This is a genomic window from Flavobacterium sp. GW821-FHT11G01, assembly GCF_058808175.1.
Window position 1 is genome coordinate 25991 of sequence record NZ_JBXARK010000002.1, and the last position, 15540, is coordinate 41530.

Sequence of the window (15540 nt, forward strand, 5' to 3'; positions counted from 1 at the left end):
GATAGCGGGACAATATGTCTTATGAAAAGATTCGCTTTTGCTTCTATTAAATTCATCGGATTTTTACAGTACAGTAACTGAAAACTGCGACTGAAAACTAAAAACTACAATCTACTCATAACGCAAAGCTTCAATAGGGTCTAACTGCGAAGCTTTTATAGCTGGATATAATCCGGAAACTATCGCAACCATAAAACTAGTTGCAAAGGCTGCAAAAATGGCCATCCACGGAATTACAAAAGCAAAACTCATTGCAGCTGCAAAAGCAAAACCGATTAAAATTCCTAATACTATACCAACCATACCTCCAATTTGCCCGATCAATAAAGTTTCAATAAAAAACTGAACTGAAATGGTGACTTTAGTGGCACCTAAAGCTTTACGAACCCCAATTTCGCGGGTACGTTCTGTAACCGAAACAATCATAATGTTCATAAGAGCGATAGACGATCCCAGAATTGTAATAATACTGATAATCCAGGAAGCCCATCCTAAATATTTTGTAATTCCAAGAATTCGGTTAATTAAATCGTCGCTTCGGCCAATACCGAAATTATTATCACGAACCGGACTCAATTTACGTACTCTTCGCATGGTACTTGTAGCGTTGTCAACAGCTTCGTCTAAAAGTTCTTTTTTAGAAACCATTACACTCATTGTATAATTGATATTTGGAGCGGTAAATAAAGAACGTGCCACCTGAATTGGAATTAAAACACGTAAATCCTGACTGTTTCCAAACGTTGATCCTTTTTCTTTTAAAACTCCAATAACTTTAAAACGAGCGCCACGAATCGAAATTACTTTATCAATTGGGTTGACATCTTTTAGTAATCCTTTTTCAAAATCAGAACCTACAATGCAGGAATACGTATTGTTTTCAATGTCAAATTGATTGAAAGAACGACCTAAATTTATTTCTAAACCAGAATTGCTTATAAAATGTTCGTCGACACCCAGCACTTTAATTTCCGGATCTGTTTTTTGATCTAAATATTTTACTTCTGCTGTTGAAGTTGCAGTAAATGAAAGAGAAGTTTCGGTAAAAGGGTATTTGTATTTGTTTTTGAAGGCAACTGCTTCCGGGTATGAAATAATCGGATTTATAATTTCGCGTTTATTTCCACCACGATTTTTAACGTTATTTTCGTATTGATTGATATTGAAGGTATTGGCTCCCATAGAAGCAAAATTGGTAGAAACGGTATTTTCAAGAGCCGTTACTACTGTCAGGATTCCAACAAGCGCTGTAATTCCTATCGCGATGATTAATACGGTAAGAATAGTTCGTAGCAATTGTGTTTTGATGGAACCAAAAGCAATTCGGATATTTTCTTTAAATAATTTTAGCATCATGACCAATTTGACACGAAAATACGTTTTTTGTTACAAGTTTGTTTTCGAACTGCCAATATTTATTTTAAAAAATAAGATATTTGCAGGCGATTTAGGATAAGAATCCAAATAATCTTCGAAGGTTTTAAATTTTCGGCTTTAAGCCAAATCTAAAATCTAAAATCTAAAATCAGAAATCTAAAATAAATAAGATGGCTTCAAAACCAAGCATACCACAAGGAACAAGAGATTTTTCACCTGCAGAGGTGTCAAAACGTCAATATATTATTCAAACGATAAAAAATAATTTTGAAAAATTTGGTTTTCAACCGATTGAAACTCCGTCTTTTGAAAATTCAGATACCTTAATGGGGAAATATGGAGAAGAAGGAGATCGTTTGATTTTTAAAATATTGAATTCGGGTAATTTTTTCTTCAATAAAAATAAAATTGAATTGCCGGAATCTATAGAATCGCTGCAAGTTAATTCGGCCGAAACAATTGATTTGAACCAAAGAATTGAGCTGAATAAATTTACCGGAAAAATTTCGGAAAAAGCGTTGCGTTATGATTTAACAGTTCCGTTTGCAAGATATGTGGTACAGCACCAAAACGAAATTGAATTCCCATTTAAAAGATATCAGATTCAACCCGTTTGGAGAGCTGACCGCCCACAAAGAGGACGTTACAGAGAATTTTATCAATGTGATGCCGATGTTGTAGGTTCAAAATCACTTTGGCAGGAAGTAGAATTGGTTCAGTTATACGATACTGTTTTTACCTCTTTAGGATTGGAAGGTGTTACCATCAAAATCAATAACAGAAAAATATTATCAGGAATTGCTGAAGTAATTGGCGCTTCAGATAAATTGATTGATTTTACTGTTGCTTTGGATAAGTTGGATAAAATTGGTGAAGACGGAGTAAAAAAAGAAATGATCGAAAAAGGTATTTCAGAAGAAGCTTTAGTGAAAGTACAGCCGCTTTTTAGTTTTTCGGGAACTTTTGCAGATAAAATAAAACAGCTTTCAGAGCTATTAGCTTCGTCAGAAGAAGGAATGAAAGGGGTACAGGAGTTAAAATTTATTTGTGACAATGTGGCTACTTTAGGATTGTCGACTGCGACATTAGATCTTGATGTGACATTAGCGCGCGGATTGAATTATTATACAGGTGCTATTTTTGAAGTAGCTGCACCAAAAAGCGTTTCGATGGGTTCTATCGGTGGTGGCGGAAGATACGACGATTTGACTGGTATTTTTGGTTTGAAAAATATGAGTGGTGTCGGGATTTCTTTTGGCTTAGACCGAATTTATCTGGTTTTGGAAGAATTGCAATTATTCCCAGAAACTGTTGCGGCAACATCAAAAGCGTTATTTATTAATTATGGAGATGCTGAGGCTTTGTATGCTTCGCAGGCGATTCAGAAATTGAGAAAAGAAAATATAAAAGTAGAATTATATCCGGACAATGTAAAAGTTGGGAAACAGTTTCAATATGCTGATAAACGTTTGATTCCGTTTGCAGTAATTGCGGGCGATCAGGAAATTGCTTCAAATTCGTATGCACTTAAAAATTTAGTGACAGGTGAGCAGGTTACAGTTGATTTTGAAGGATTGAAGAATGCGTTGTTAGGTTAACTGTCTGAAGCGAAGGTTTTTGCTTCTGAGCCCCGAGATTAAAAGGATTTTCTTTTCAAATCTCTGCCTGAAATAGTTGCTGGAGAAGAAAAAAAACTTTTAATTTGCCGACCTTAAGTTACGGGCGTAGTTCAAGGGTAGAATAGCGGTCTCCAAAACCGTTGATGGGGGTTCGAATCCCTCCGCCCGTGCAATAAAAATATATCATAGGCTTTCGGGCTATACTAAACACATAAAAAAAGCTTCGTCTCTATAAAGGCGAAGCTTTTTTTTAATATAAGGTAAACTTGAATTAATAATTATTTATGAGGCCGAAGCCAACCCTTAAATTCAATTTTGATAGGTAATAATTTTAGTTTTCATTTTGGAATTCAAATATACTATAAACTATATCGTAATAGTCTTAAAATTATACTAAATTTTTTATCCTACATTTGGTGCTTTAAAAGGTTCAGTTTTAATAAAGTGACAATTTGACATTTTTCAAGATTTGGCAGTACTTTTGCAATCCAACAAAAAGAATAAAAATGAAGTTTAAAAATATTTTTAAAAATAAAAGTAATATGACTACGGAAAATACAGAATTCGATCAGGAATTAGATGATGTAACGTTAGAGAACAATGCCAACGGTGAGCAATTAATTGTTGAAGAATTAAGTGTTGAAGAGCAATTGGCTCATGACTTGGCAAAAGAAAAAGATAAATTTTTGAGATTATTTGCCGAATTTGAAAATTACAAAAAAAGAACTTCAAAAGAACGTATCGATTTGTTTAAAACTGCAAATCAAGAAGTTTTGTTAGCAATGCTTCCTGTTTTAGACGATTTTGACAGAGCGACTGTAGAGATCAACAAGTCAGATGATGAAAACTTGAAAAAAGGAGTTGAGTTAATTCATGAAAAACTAAAAAGTACTTTAGTTTCTAAAGGTTTAGAGCAAGTTGAAGTAAGAGCAGGTGATGCTTTTAATGCTGACTTTGCTGAAGCAATTACTCAAATTCCTGCACCCTCTGATAAATTGAAAGGTAAAATTGTTGATGTTATTGAAAAAGGATACAAATTAGGAGACAAAATTATTCGTTTCCCTAAAGTGGTTATCGGAAACTAAAAATGCAAATAAAATTCTAAATGCCAATTTCTTAAGTATTGGAATTTGGAATTTATAGTTTGGAATTTAAACCTAATTATGAAAAAAGATTTTTACGAAATACTAGGCATTTCAAAAAATGCTGACGCTGCCGAAATTAAAAAAGCTTACCGAAAAAGTGCTTTAAAATACCACCCTGATAAAAATCCAGGCGACAAAGAGGCAGAAGAAAACTTTAAACTTGCGGCAGAAGCTTATGAAGTTTTAAGTGATCCACAGAAAAAAGCGAAATACGATCAATACGGACATCAAGCATTTGATGGTTCTGGCGGATTTGGTGGTGGCCACGGTGGTATGAATATGGATGACATTTTCAGCCAGTTTGGTGATATTTTTGGTGGAGGATTTGGCGGCTTCGGTGGAGGCGGAGGCGGTCCTCGTCGCGCTAAAGGAAGTAATCTTCGAATTAAAGTTAAATTGACTTTAGAAGAAATTGCAAATGGTGTTGAGAAAAAAGTAAAAGTAAAACGTAAAGTTCAGGCTAAAGGTGTTACCTACAAAACGTGTTCGACTTGTAATGGTCAGGGACAGGTAATGCGTGTAACCAACACTATTTTAGGAAGAATGCAATCTGCATCTACTTGCCCGACTTGTGGTGGTTCTGGACAAATTTTAGATAAAAGACCTTCTGAAGCTGATGCTCAGGGAATGGTTTTAGAAGATGAAACAGTTTCTATCAAAATTCCTGCGGGAGTTGTTGACGGAATGCAATTAAAAGTTTCTAATAAAGGAAACGATGCTCCTGGAAATAGCGTTCCAGGTGATTTAATTGTTGCCATCGAAGAATTAGAACACGAATTCCTGAAACGTGAAGGTGAAAACATTCACTTTGATTTATATATTAGTTTTCCAGAAGCAGTTCTGGGAGTTTCTAAAGATATCGAAGCAATCAACGGAAAAGTTCGTATTAAACTTGAAGAAGGAATTCAATCCGGGAAAATTTTAAGATTAAAAGGTAAAGGTATTCCAAGTATCAACGGTTACGGAAGCGGGGATTTATTGGTTCACGTAAACGTTTGGACACCAAAAACGTTGAATAAAGAGCAAAAACAATTTTTTGAAAATGCTTTAAACGACGAACATTTTGTTCCGAGTCCGGAAAAATCAGAAAAATCATTTTTTGAAAAAGTAAAAGATATGTTTTCATAAGCTAAGCTTTTTTAGAAATGTTTAAATAAATATAAAACCCATTCTAACATAAATTTAGGATGGGTTTTTTGTGTATTAGTACTCAGATTCGGTGTGAATTATTTACTTTTACAGGCGCAAAGCAACAATGGTCAAATTGACGCAGAAAATCTAAAAAATCGCATGAGCAACTTACTCGAAGTACATAAAGTCGTAAAACAATACGGTGATTATGTAGCGCTTAACGAAGTTTCATTAAATGTACCAAAAGGTAGTATTTACGGATTATTAGGTCCGAATGGAGCTGGAAAAACTTCCCTTATCCGAATCATCAATCAAATTACACTTCCAGACAGCGGTGAAGTTATTTTAGATGGAGAGAAATTGCAGCCCAAACATGTACAGACTATTGGTTATCTTCCTGAAGAAAGAGGTTTGTATACTTCAATGAAAGTAGGAGAACAATGTTTGTATTTGGCACAGATGAAAGGACTTTCTAAAGCAGAGGCAAAAATACAATTGGAATATTGGTTTGATCGTTTGGGAATTCAGGGTTGGTGGAACAAAAAAATTCAGGAACTTTCAAAAGGAATGGCACAAAAAATTCAGTTTGTAGTTTGTGTTTTGCACAAACCGAAATTGCTGATTTTTGACGAGCCTTTTTCTGGTTTTGACCCCGTAAATGCTAATGTTATAAAAGATGAAATTTTAGCATTGAAAGAACAAGGTGCAACCATTATTTTTTCGACACACAGAATGGAAAGTGTGGAGGAACTTTGTGATCATATTGCTTTGATTCATAAATCTAATAAATTAATTGAAGGAAAACTGAGCGATGTAAAACGTCAGTTTAAAACTAACAGTTTTGAAGTTGGAATTCTCACAAGCAATGTTGAAGGTCTGATGTATGACATTACACAGAAATTTACTGTTTCGCCTGCAAATTTTAAATCGTTAAATGATGATTTGAAATTAAATATCCAGATTGGAGATGCTGCTCCAAATGAATTATTGCATATTTTAACACAGCGCGGACAAGTGACGCATTTTGTAGAAAAAATTCCAAGTGTAAACGATATTTTTATTCAAACAGTTACTGAAAATAAAGTTTAGATTTCAGATTTTAGATTTTAGAGTGAAAAATCTGAAATCTAAAAATCTAAAGTCAACAATCTAAAATCTAAAATTAAGAATGAGTATAATTTCATTAATTATAAAAAGAGAATTCATTGCAAAAGTGCGCAATAAGTCTTTTGTTGTCATGACTTTTTTGAGTCCGCTTTTGTTTGTGGCAATTGCTGTGTTTATTGGGTATTTGAGTTCGATGAAAGCAGATACTAAACGAATTGCTATTCATGATGAAACGGGTTTATTTGCAGATGATTTTGTAAAACAGAATAAAAAAGATGCCGAATATAAATATCTGAATCTGTCTGAAATAGATACAAAAGCATTAAAAGACAGTATTGCCAAAGAAGATTTTAGCGGTCTGATTGTTATTCCGAAAACAAATAATTTAAAAGATTTAGAAAGTAAAGTAGAATTCATTTCGAATAATAGTCCAAGTATTTCTTTTATCGAAAACACACAGGATATTATTGCCGGAAAAATTACAAAACTAAATCTGGAAAAAGCTAAATTAGATACGCTTGCAATTCAAAAAGCGCAGGCTGAAGTCAATATTCATTTGGCAAAAGCATCCGGTGAAGAAAGTTTGAAAGGATTGAACGAAATTAAAATTGGTATCGGCGGTGCATTCGGATATTTGATTATGATGTTTATTATCATTTACGGAAACATGGTAATGCGAAGTGTAATTGAAGAAAAAACAAACCGAATTATCGAAATCATAATTTCATCAGTAAAGCCATTTCAACTAATGATTGGTAAAATTGTTGGAACTTCACTTGCGGGAATATTACAATTTATGATTTGGGCCATCATTGGACTCGGATTAATGTTTGCAGCCTCAGCATTTTTTGCTGTAAATGTTGGACCTGGATCTAATATTCCGCCCGCATTAATGCAATCAACGCAACATGATTTTTCGGGAATAGTACAAATGGGACTAAACGAAGCATGGAATTTACCTATTGCTAGTATTCTGATTAGTTTTGTGGTTTATTTTATCGGTGGTTACTTTTTGTACAGCTCGTTTTATGCAGCAATTGGCGCAGCAGTCGACAATCAAACCGATTCGCAACAATTTCTTTTGCCTATTATTATGCCGCTTATTTTGAGCGTTTACATAGGATTTTTTACAGTAGTAAATGATCCACACGGAACCGTTGCTGTAGTGTTTTCAATGATTCCGTTAACATCGCCAATTGTTATGTTAATGCGTATTCCGTTTGGCGTGCCGTGGTGGCAAATTGCGATTTCGGTATCATTATTGTTTGCTACCTTTTTCCTTGTAGTTTGGTTTGCTGCAAAAATTTATCGTGTAGGTATTTTAATGTACGGCAAAAAGCCAACCTGGAAAGAATTGTATAGATGGCTGAAGTATTAGTTTGTATAGTTACAAAGGTTCAGAGGTGCAAAGGGACAAAGGTTTTTTTGAACATATTAACTTTTGTAATTTTGACCAAAATAGCATAGGCAATTATACAAAGAGCATAAATTATAAAATAACGTAGTTTCAATAAGTTTATGGTGGCAAAGATTTTAACCTTTGTACCTCTGAACCTTTGAATCTTTGAACCTCAAAAAGAATGAGTAAAATACTAATTGTCGAAGACGAAGCAGCGATCAGAAGAGTTTTGGTAAAAATATTATCAGAAGAAAATGATACTTATCAGGTTGATGAAGCTGAAGATGGTGCTGCGGGACTTGAGAAAATAAAAAACAACGATTACGATTTGGTTTTGTGTGATATCAAAATGCCAAAAATGGATGGTGTTGAGGTTTTAGAAGAAGTAAAAAAGATAAAACCGGAAATTCCAATGGTTATGATTTCAGGTCATGGCGATATGGAAACAGCCATTCATACGATGCGTTTGGGCGCTTTTGATTACATTTCAAAACCGCCAGATTTAAATCGTTTATTAAATACGGTTCGTAATGCTTTAGATAAAAAACAACTTGTAGTTGAGAATAAAATTCTGAAGAAAAAAGTTAGTAAAAACTATGAAATGGTAGGGGAGAGTGAAGCCATCAGTCATATTAAATTGATGATTGATAAAGTTGCACAAACTGAAGCCAGAGTTTTAATTACTGGTCCAAATGGAACCGGAAAAGAATTAGTTGCGCATCAGTTGCACGAAAAAAGCGAGCGTGCTAATTTTCCTTTAATAGAAGTAAACTGTGCTGCGATTCCGAGTGAATTGATCGAAAGTGAATTGTTTGGTCACGTAAAAGGAGCTTTTACATCAGCAGTGAAAGATCGCGCCGGAAAATTTGAAGCAGCAGACAAAGGAACTATTTTTCTGGATGAAATTGGAGATATGAGCCTTTCGGCGCAAGCCAAAGTGTTACGTGCTTTACAAGAAAGTATGATTACGAGAGTTGGAGCAGAAAAAGATATAAAAGTTGACGTGCGTGTAGTTGCGGCGACGAATAAAGATTTAAAAACAGAAATTGCCGAAGGTCGTTTCCGTGAAGATTTATACCATCGTTTGGCTGTGATTTTGATTAAAGTTCCGCCATTGAATGAAAGACGAGATGATATTCCGGCTTTGATAAGACACTTTGCTGAGAAAATTGCTTCGGAACAGGGAAATGTTGTTAAAGTGTTTTCACAGTCCGCCATAAAATTATTACAAGAATACGATTGGACAGGAAATATACGTGAACTTAGAAATGTAGTCGAAAGATTGATTATTTTAGGAGGAACAGAAATTTCTGAAAACGATGTAAAAATGTTTGCAAGCAAATAATGCTTCGCGCTGTAGGCTATAAGCAATAAGCTGTAAGCTTTTCAGCGATAATTCAAAAGTTTTTTGCCTATGGCTTATTGCCTAGAGCGTTAAAAATAATACTATTTTAGCTTTATAGCCTATAGCTTAAAGCCTAAAGCATAAAAAAATGAAACTAAAAAAAATAAACGAGAAGTTACAAGACGGCTTAATTGAAAACGGTTTGACAGAAGCAAATGTCTTGCAGATGGAAACTTTTTCAACCATTAAAAGTGGTGCGGACTGTATGATTATTTCGCCAAAAGGAACTGGAAAGTCGACTACGATTGTATTGAATGTGATTCAGCAATTAGCAGGGAAAAATGAAGAATCGCCACGCGCTTTGATTATTGTAGAAGACAAAGAAAAAGTGTTGGCAATGGAATCTCTTTTCGAGAAATACGGAAAATATACCAATCTTGAAGTTTACGGAGTTCATGACAAAGGCGATATGGACTACGATAAAAACTATATTTCAACCGGAATCGATGTTTTAATTGGAACGCCAAACAAATTGAGTGATATGTTTACCACTGCTGGTTACAACGTAAATCGCTTAAAAATGTTGATTTTGGATGATGCAGATCCTATTTTGAGATTGCGTAATGAAACTAAAATCATGCGTATTTCGAACAGTATTGCCAAAACACAACGTATTATTTTTGCTGAAATATTGACAGAACGTATCGAAATTCTGGCTGATAAATTCTTGCTAGAACCTTATTTCTTTGATATGGATGAAGAAGGAGAAGAGGAACTGGACGAAGAAGAGGATGGAATTGAAGAGGAGGAAGAATAAAGCTTTCTGAAAGACTCCTATGGAAATGATAAAAACACTTAGATTTTTAGCGATTATACTTTTAGCGTTTTTCGCTGTAATTTATGTGATTATAATTTCTTATGTATATTTCAATCAAGTGGAAATGATCTTTCAAAGTGCTTCACTTTCAAAAGAATATCAGTTTGATTATCAATCAAAGTTTGAAGAGATAAATATTAAATCTTTTGACGGCGTAAACCTAAATGGACTTTTATTTAAAGCAGATAAATCCAAAGGATTGATTTTTTATCTCCATGGAAATGCGGGAACACTTGAAACTTGGGGTAAAATAGCAAAAACATATACTAATTTAGGTTATGATATTTTTATTTTAGATTATCGAAGTTTTGGAAAAAGTGAAGGAGAAATTGAAAATGAAGAACAGTTAAATAAAGATATTGCTATTGTTTATAGAACATTAAATAAGCGATATTCAGAAAATAAAATCATTATTACAGGTTATTCGATTGGTTCAGGATTTGCCGCAATTTTGGCTTCCGAAAATAAACCAAAAGCTTTGATCTTGCAATCTCCATATTATAGTTTTACAGAATTATCTACTGGCAGAGTTCCGTTTTTTCCTGATTTCATGAAGAAATTTCAATTAGAAACTTTCGAATATCTTCCAAAAATTAAAGCTCCAATTTATATTTTTCATGGAAAAAAAGATCAATTAATTCCTTATGAAAATTCAGTTAGGCTGAGTAAAATAATAAAATCAAATGGACAAGTTTATCTTTTAAATGATCAGGAACATATTGGTATGAATGAGAATAATGATTTTCAGAATCAGTTAAAAATAATATTAGAATAAAAATATATAAACAATAAAAAATAAAATGTCATGGGATTAATGAAGGTGTTTTCAGGAAGTGAAGTTTTAGCAATTGCTTTGCAAGAAAGATTAGAAGAAGCGGGAGTAGAAACTGTAAAAAAAGATAATATTCAATCTGCTCGTTTAGGAGGTTTTGGCGGAACAGATTTGGCTATTGAAGTTTTCATTCAGGAAACTGATTTTGCAAAAGCAAATCCGGTGATTGAAGATTTCAGAATGAGTATATAAAAAAGTATTCAGTGTTCAGTATCTAGTATTCAGTCACAGTTTGATGCTGTAATTGTAAACTGCGACTGAATACTAGATACTGAATACTGAGAAGTAAAAAAAATATGCAATATAAAATGCTGGTGCTCGACATGGATGATACCTTGTTGACAGACGATCATAAAATTTCGGAATTAAATAAAAAAGTACTTCTTGAAGCTCAGGCAAAAGGTGTTTATGTGGTTTTGGCTTCAGGCCGACCAACATCAGCTATGACAGCTTATGCGAAAGAACTGGAATTAGATTTAAATGATTCTTACATTATTTCCTTTAATGGCGCTATAATTAGTACCGTAAAAGACGATCTTGTTTTATTTGAACAAAAATTGACTGTAGAGCAAATTCACGAATTATACGATTATAGTGTGAAAATGAATACACATATTATAACGTATCTGGATAATGAAATTATCAGCGAAACGGATTCTGAATACATAGAAATTGAAAAAGAAATAACAGGACTCGCACATGTTAAAGTTCCTAGTTTTAAAGAGGCGGTTTCCAAACCTGCAGTAAAATGTATTTTATTGGCAGAGCCTTCTTATTTAAAAGAGCTAGAACAGGATTTGAAATTAGCAATGTCTCATTTAAGTATAGCGATGTCAAAACCATTTTTCCTGGAAGCGGCTCAAAACGGAATCGATAAAGCAGCAAGTATAAAAATATTAGCAGAGAAATTAAATATTCACCAAAGTGAAATTATTGCTGTCGGAAATGCAGGAAATGATTTAACGATGATTGAATATGCCGGTTTAGGGGTTTGGGTTGATAATGTAACACCAGAATTGCGTGACAGGGCTAATGTAATTGTAGCATCAAATAATGACAATGGTGTTGCTGAAGTTGTTCAGCGTTACATCTTAAATAATTTTGTTTATGAAGAAATCAATTGAAACGGAACGTCTGCTTTTGAGAGAGCTGGAACTTTCTGATGCAGATGGAATGTTTGAATTGGATTCAAATCCGAATGTGCATTTATTTCTGGGAAATAAACCTGTAAAACATATTGACGAGAGTATTGATCAAATTAAAAATATTCAAAAACAATATACAACTTTTGGAATTGGACGTTGGGCAGTTGTTCTTAAAGAAACCAATGAATTTTTAGGTTGGTCCGGAATAAAGTTTATCACGGATAAAATCAACAATCATCAAAATTTCTATGAAATTGGATATCGTTTTATAGAAAAACATTGGGGAAAAGGATATGCTACCGAGGCAGGGAAAGCCTTTATAGATTATGCTTTTAATGAAATGAATGTTGACGCTGTCTATGCTTACGCAGATGCAGGAAATGAAAATTCAAGAAGAATTCTCGAAAAACTAGGTTTGAAATACATCAATTCGTTTGAATACGAAGAAGAACTGGAAGTTTGGTACGAATTGAAAAATCCAAATTTATTTTAATACAGAGAAATGCGTCCCAAATCTTTGTAAACTTTCCTCATAAAGGTATGCAAAGATTTGGAAAACAACTCGTAATTTTTATTCTCTGATTTTTTTGGTATTATTTTTTAGCCACAGAAACAAAATACTTATTTCCATCACCCATTGTTAATTTTACACGTTCGTCGCAAAGATCGATTGCAAAATTTACACTTTCATAACAGCTGCAAGTCGTGTTTTTGTCTTTAGACATTTCCGTTTTACAATTGTTATTTTTGAAAGTTGCCAACTGTGGTGTGTATAAGCTTACTAAATCTGTAGAAGCTGTAACTAGTGAAATAATACTTGCTGAATTATTGTTTGTAATTCTATACACAATTCTGTCAGTATAATTTACTTCATTTACAGTTACTTTACGGATATAAGTATAAGATGTAGATTCTGCACCCGGTTCCTTTACTTCAAATTTAAATCCAACCGCACGAATAGCAATATCAAATTGTGATTGAGAGTTTAAACTCGCCCAAGTTGTTAAAGTGCTAATTGATGGAAATGGATTTGTTGCAGCCGGAGTATTAGTTTGCGCTTGCGAACTAAAAACGGTTAAGAACATCAAGCAGATTGTGGGTAAAAATGCCTTCATATAGAATTTGATTTATAATTTTCGCCTACTCTTTCTGGTTTTCGGCCTTCCCATTTTTTATTATAACAAAACAACAACATAACGAGTAAAAAACAAAATTGTTATGCGTAATTTGTTTATAAAATAATTTAGTTCTTTTTAGCGAAGTGAAAATACTCCTAAAAATTTTCTAAACAAAGTTAAATGTAAGAAAATTTCAATTTAAACGGCAAAAAAATGTATTTAATCGATAATATTTGCTTTTAATCGATATTTTGTCATTTTATTCTTATTGAAAATATTTTTTGTTCTTCTAAAATTATGCAATTTTTTAAATATACTTTGTTTGTATAACTGTTTTTCAGGTTGATTCAAAATACAGGCTACGTGCAAAATGTTGATATATAGTATATTATTGATTTTATTTTAAAGAATATTGTACGTAAATTTGCAAACTCTTCAAAAGAGATGTAAATATAATATCTTACTACTTAAAACGTAGTCTATTCCTATGGAAAACAGAAAAAAAGTTGCTTTTTATACGCTTGGTTGCAAACTGAACTTTTCAGAGACTTCTACAATCGCCAGAAACTTCAATGATGAAGGTTTTGATCGTGTCGATTTTGAAGAAGTTGCAGACATTTATGTTATCAATACCTGTTCGGTTACAGAGAATGCAGATAAACAATTTAAGCAGGTTGTAAAAAAAGCAATGAAACTTAATGAAAAGGCTTTTGTGGCGGCTGTTGGTTGTTATGCTCAATTAAAACCGGAAGAATTGGCAGCTGTCGATGGTGTTGATTTGGTTTTGGGTGCTACAGAAAAATTTAAAATTACCGATTATATTCATGACTTAAGCAAAAACGATATGGGTGAAGTACATTCATGTGAGATTGCCGAAGCTGATTTTTACGTTGGAAGTTATTCTATTGGAGACAGAACCCGTGCTTTTTTGAAAGTTCAGGATGGTTGCGATTATAAATGTACGTATTGTACAATTCCGTTGGCAAGGGGAATTTCACGAAGCGATGCTCTTGAAAATGTTTTACAAAATGCAAAAGAAATCTCAGCTCAAAATATTAAAGAAATTGTCTTGACCGGAGTAAATATTGGAGATTACGGAAAAGGAGAATTTGGGAATAAAAAACACGAACATACTTTTCTTGATTTAGTTCAGGCTTTAGATAAGGTTGACGGAATTGAGCGTTTGCGAATTTCATCAATCGAACCTAATTTATTAAAAAACGAAACAATTGAATTTGTTTCTAAAAGTCGCACTTTTGTTCCGCATTTTCATATTCCGTTGCAATCTGGAAGCAATGATATTTTAAAATTGATGAAACGGCGTTATTTACGTGAAGTATATACCGAACGCGTGAATAAGATTCGTGAAGTAATGCCACACGCTTGTATTGGCGTTGATGTTATTGTTGGTTTTCCAGGAGAAACGGATGAGCACTTTTTGGAAACGTATCATTTCTTAAATGAAATGGATATTTCGTATTTGCACGTATTTACCTATTCAGAAAGAGATAATACAGAAGCTGCTAATATGTCTGGAGTAGTTCCTGCAAATGTGCGTGCAAAACGAAGCAAAATGCTCCGTGGTTTATCTGTTAAAAAACGTCGTGCTTTTTACGAAAGTCAATTAGGAACTAACAGAACGGTTCTTTTTGAAGGTGAAAATAAAGAAGGATATATTCATGGTTTTACTGAAAACTATGTAAAAGTAAAAACGCCATGGAATCCTGAATTGATTAATACATTGCAAGAAATTAATTTGACAAAAATCGATGAAGACGGAAGTGTTCGTTTAGAATTTTTAAACAAATTGGCAGAAGCATAAAATGATAAATGATACTTGTGAAATGTTTTGTTTCTTAAGTGGATATTAAAAACAGAAAAGCCCTTTAAAAAAGGGCTTTTCTGTTTTATAAAATAAAATTCTATTTCTAATTTTCCGGAATCACCAACTTCAAAGAATTAATATAATCCGTATCAAATTCAATTACTCTGATTTTTTCAGGATTGAAACTTAATTCACCACCAAACTGACCTCTTGTATCCAGAAAATCAATAGTTAGTTCTTCGTTATTTAACTCAAGCAGTTTACCTAAATAAGCTGATTTAGCTGATTTTTTTGAAATCTGAAAAATACCATATTTATTGGTTAAGAAATTTACAATCGTAGATAAATCTTTAATCGGAATAATATCTTCGGCGCTTGTTTTCAATCCTTTTAAGCGGATTACTTTTTCTGTAAAGGCAAGATCCTGATCTCTGTGGATTGCTTCTATGTTTTTGTTTTTCAGAATCACAAAACCATCCAGAATATAATCGACTGGATTGTTTCTCAAAAGAATCCAATCATCAGAATAATCAATAAGGAACCCAGTGAAAATTTCTTTTTTATCTGTAAATTCTATTGCAATTAATTGTCTTAAATATTGTTCCATTTGACGTTTTAAA

15 protein-coding genes and 1 tRNA gene are annotated in these 15540 nt (G+C 33.2%); 13 read left to right on the forward strand and 3 right to left on the reverse strand.

All coding sequences use genetic code 11. The annotated features are described in order from the left end of the window. Positions 1-111 precede the first annotated feature (111 nt). Positions 112-1356 carry an ABC transporter permease gene (locus AC1RRN_RS03905; RefSeq protein WP_492966053.1) on the reverse strand — a complete coding sequence of 415 codons (1245 nt, stop codon included), beginning with the start codon at positions 1354-1356 and terminating at the stop codon, positions 112-114. Positions 1357-1547: 191 nt separating this feature from the next. Here AC1RRN_RS03905 and hisS point away from each other — a divergent pair, with 191 nt between their 5' ends. The 12 genes from hisS (at position 1548) to AC1RRN_RS03965 (ending at position 12470) form a co-directional block, all read left to right on the forward strand. After that, the gene (gene hisS / locus AC1RRN_RS03910) at positions 1548-2975 is read left to right on the forward strand and encodes a histidine--tRNA ligase (RefSeq protein WP_492966054.1); all 1428 of its coding nucleotides are present in this window, start codon (positions 1548-1550) and stop codon (positions 2973-2975) included. A gap of 120 nt (positions 2976-3095) precedes the next feature. Beyond that, positions 3096-3166: transfer RNA gene (locus AC1RRN_RS03915), tRNA-Trp, on the forward strand. A gap of 336 nt (positions 3167-3502) precedes the next feature. Further along, the gene (locus AC1RRN_RS03920) at positions 3503-4081 is read left to right on the forward strand and encodes a nucleotide exchange factor GrpE (protein WP_155104339.1); all 579 of its coding nucleotides are present in this window, start codon (positions 3503-3505) and stop codon (positions 4079-4081) included. A gap of 78 nt (positions 4082-4159) precedes the next feature. Then, positions 4160-5269, forward strand: a complete 1110-nt coding sequence (gene dnaJ / locus AC1RRN_RS03925; protein ID WP_492966055.1) for a molecular chaperone DnaJ — start codon at positions 4160-4162, stop codon at positions 5267-5269. Between the two features lie 162 nt (positions 5270-5431). Further along, complete coding sequence (locus AC1RRN_RS03930; protein WP_492966056.1) at positions 5432-6361, forward strand: ABC transporter ATP-binding protein; 930 nt, start codon at positions 5432-5434, stop codon at positions 6359-6361. A 79-nt stretch (positions 6362-6440) separates the two neighbouring features. Beyond that, on the forward strand, positions 6441-7757 hold the full coding sequence (locus AC1RRN_RS03935) for an ABC transporter permease (protein WP_492966057.1): 1317 nt from the start codon (positions 6441-6443) through the stop codon (positions 7755-7757). Between the two features lie 202 nt (positions 7758-7959). Next, complete coding sequence (locus tag AC1RRN_RS03940; protein ID WP_492966058.1) at positions 7960-9123, forward strand: sigma-54-dependent transcriptional regulator; 1164 nt, start codon at positions 7960-7962, stop codon at positions 9121-9123. A gap of 148 nt (positions 9124-9271) precedes the next feature. Continuing rightward, positions 9272-9940, forward strand: coding sequence for a DEAD/DEAH box helicase (locus AC1RRN_RS03945; RefSeq protein WP_492966059.1), 669 nt, complete (start codon positions 9272-9274; stop codon positions 9938-9940). Positions 9941-10064: 124 nt separating this feature from the next. After that, positions 10065-10775, forward strand: coding sequence for an alpha/beta hydrolase (locus AC1RRN_RS03950; protein ID WP_492966060.1), 711 nt, complete (start codon positions 10065-10067; stop codon positions 10773-10775). Positions 10776-10805: 30 nt separating this feature from the next. Further along, the gene (locus tag AC1RRN_RS03955; protein WP_492966061.1) at positions 10806-11024 is read left to right on the forward strand and encodes a putative signal transducing protein; all 219 of its coding nucleotides are present in this window, start codon (positions 10806-10808) and stop codon (positions 11022-11024) included. Positions 11025-11128: 104 nt separating this feature from the next. After that, the gene (locus AC1RRN_RS03960; protein WP_492966062.1) at positions 11129-11956 is read left to right on the forward strand and encodes a Cof-type HAD-IIB family hydrolase; all 828 of its coding nucleotides are present in this window, start codon (positions 11129-11131) and stop codon (positions 11954-11956) included. Beyond that, positions 11940-12470 (forward strand): GNAT family N-acetyltransferase, encoded by a 531-nt coding sequence (locus AC1RRN_RS03965; RefSeq protein ID WP_492966063.1) that lies wholly within the window; start codon positions 11940-11942, stop codon positions 12468-12470. The genes AC1RRN_RS03960 and AC1RRN_RS03965 overlap by 17 nt, the downstream gene beginning before the upstream one ends. 100 nt (positions 12471-12570) lie before the next feature. On the opposite strand, the gene AC1RRN_RS03970 is transcribed toward AC1RRN_RS03965, so the two are convergent. Beyond that, positions 12571-13092, reverse strand: a complete 522-nt coding sequence (locus AC1RRN_RS03970; protein ID WP_492966064.1) for a hypothetical protein — start codon at positions 13090-13092, stop codon at positions 12571-12573. A gap of 490 nt (positions 13093-13582) precedes the next feature. Here AC1RRN_RS03970 and mtaB point away from each other — a divergent pair, with 490 nt between their 5' ends. Further along, positions 13583-14917, forward strand: coding sequence for a tRNA (N(6)-L-threonylcarbamoyladenosine(37)-C(2))-methylthiotransferase MtaB (gene mtaB / locus AC1RRN_RS03975; protein WP_492966065.1), 1335 nt, complete (start codon positions 13583-13585; stop codon positions 14915-14917). A 106-nt stretch (positions 14918-15023) separates the two neighbouring features. On the opposite strand, the gene AC1RRN_RS03980 is transcribed toward mtaB, so the two are convergent. Continuing rightward, positions 15024-15527: a hypothetical protein gene (locus AC1RRN_RS03980; protein WP_492966066.1), complete on the reverse strand. Its 504-nt coding sequence runs from the start codon at positions 15525-15527 to the stop codon at positions 15024-15026. Between the last annotated feature and the right edge of the window lie 13 nt (positions 15528-15540).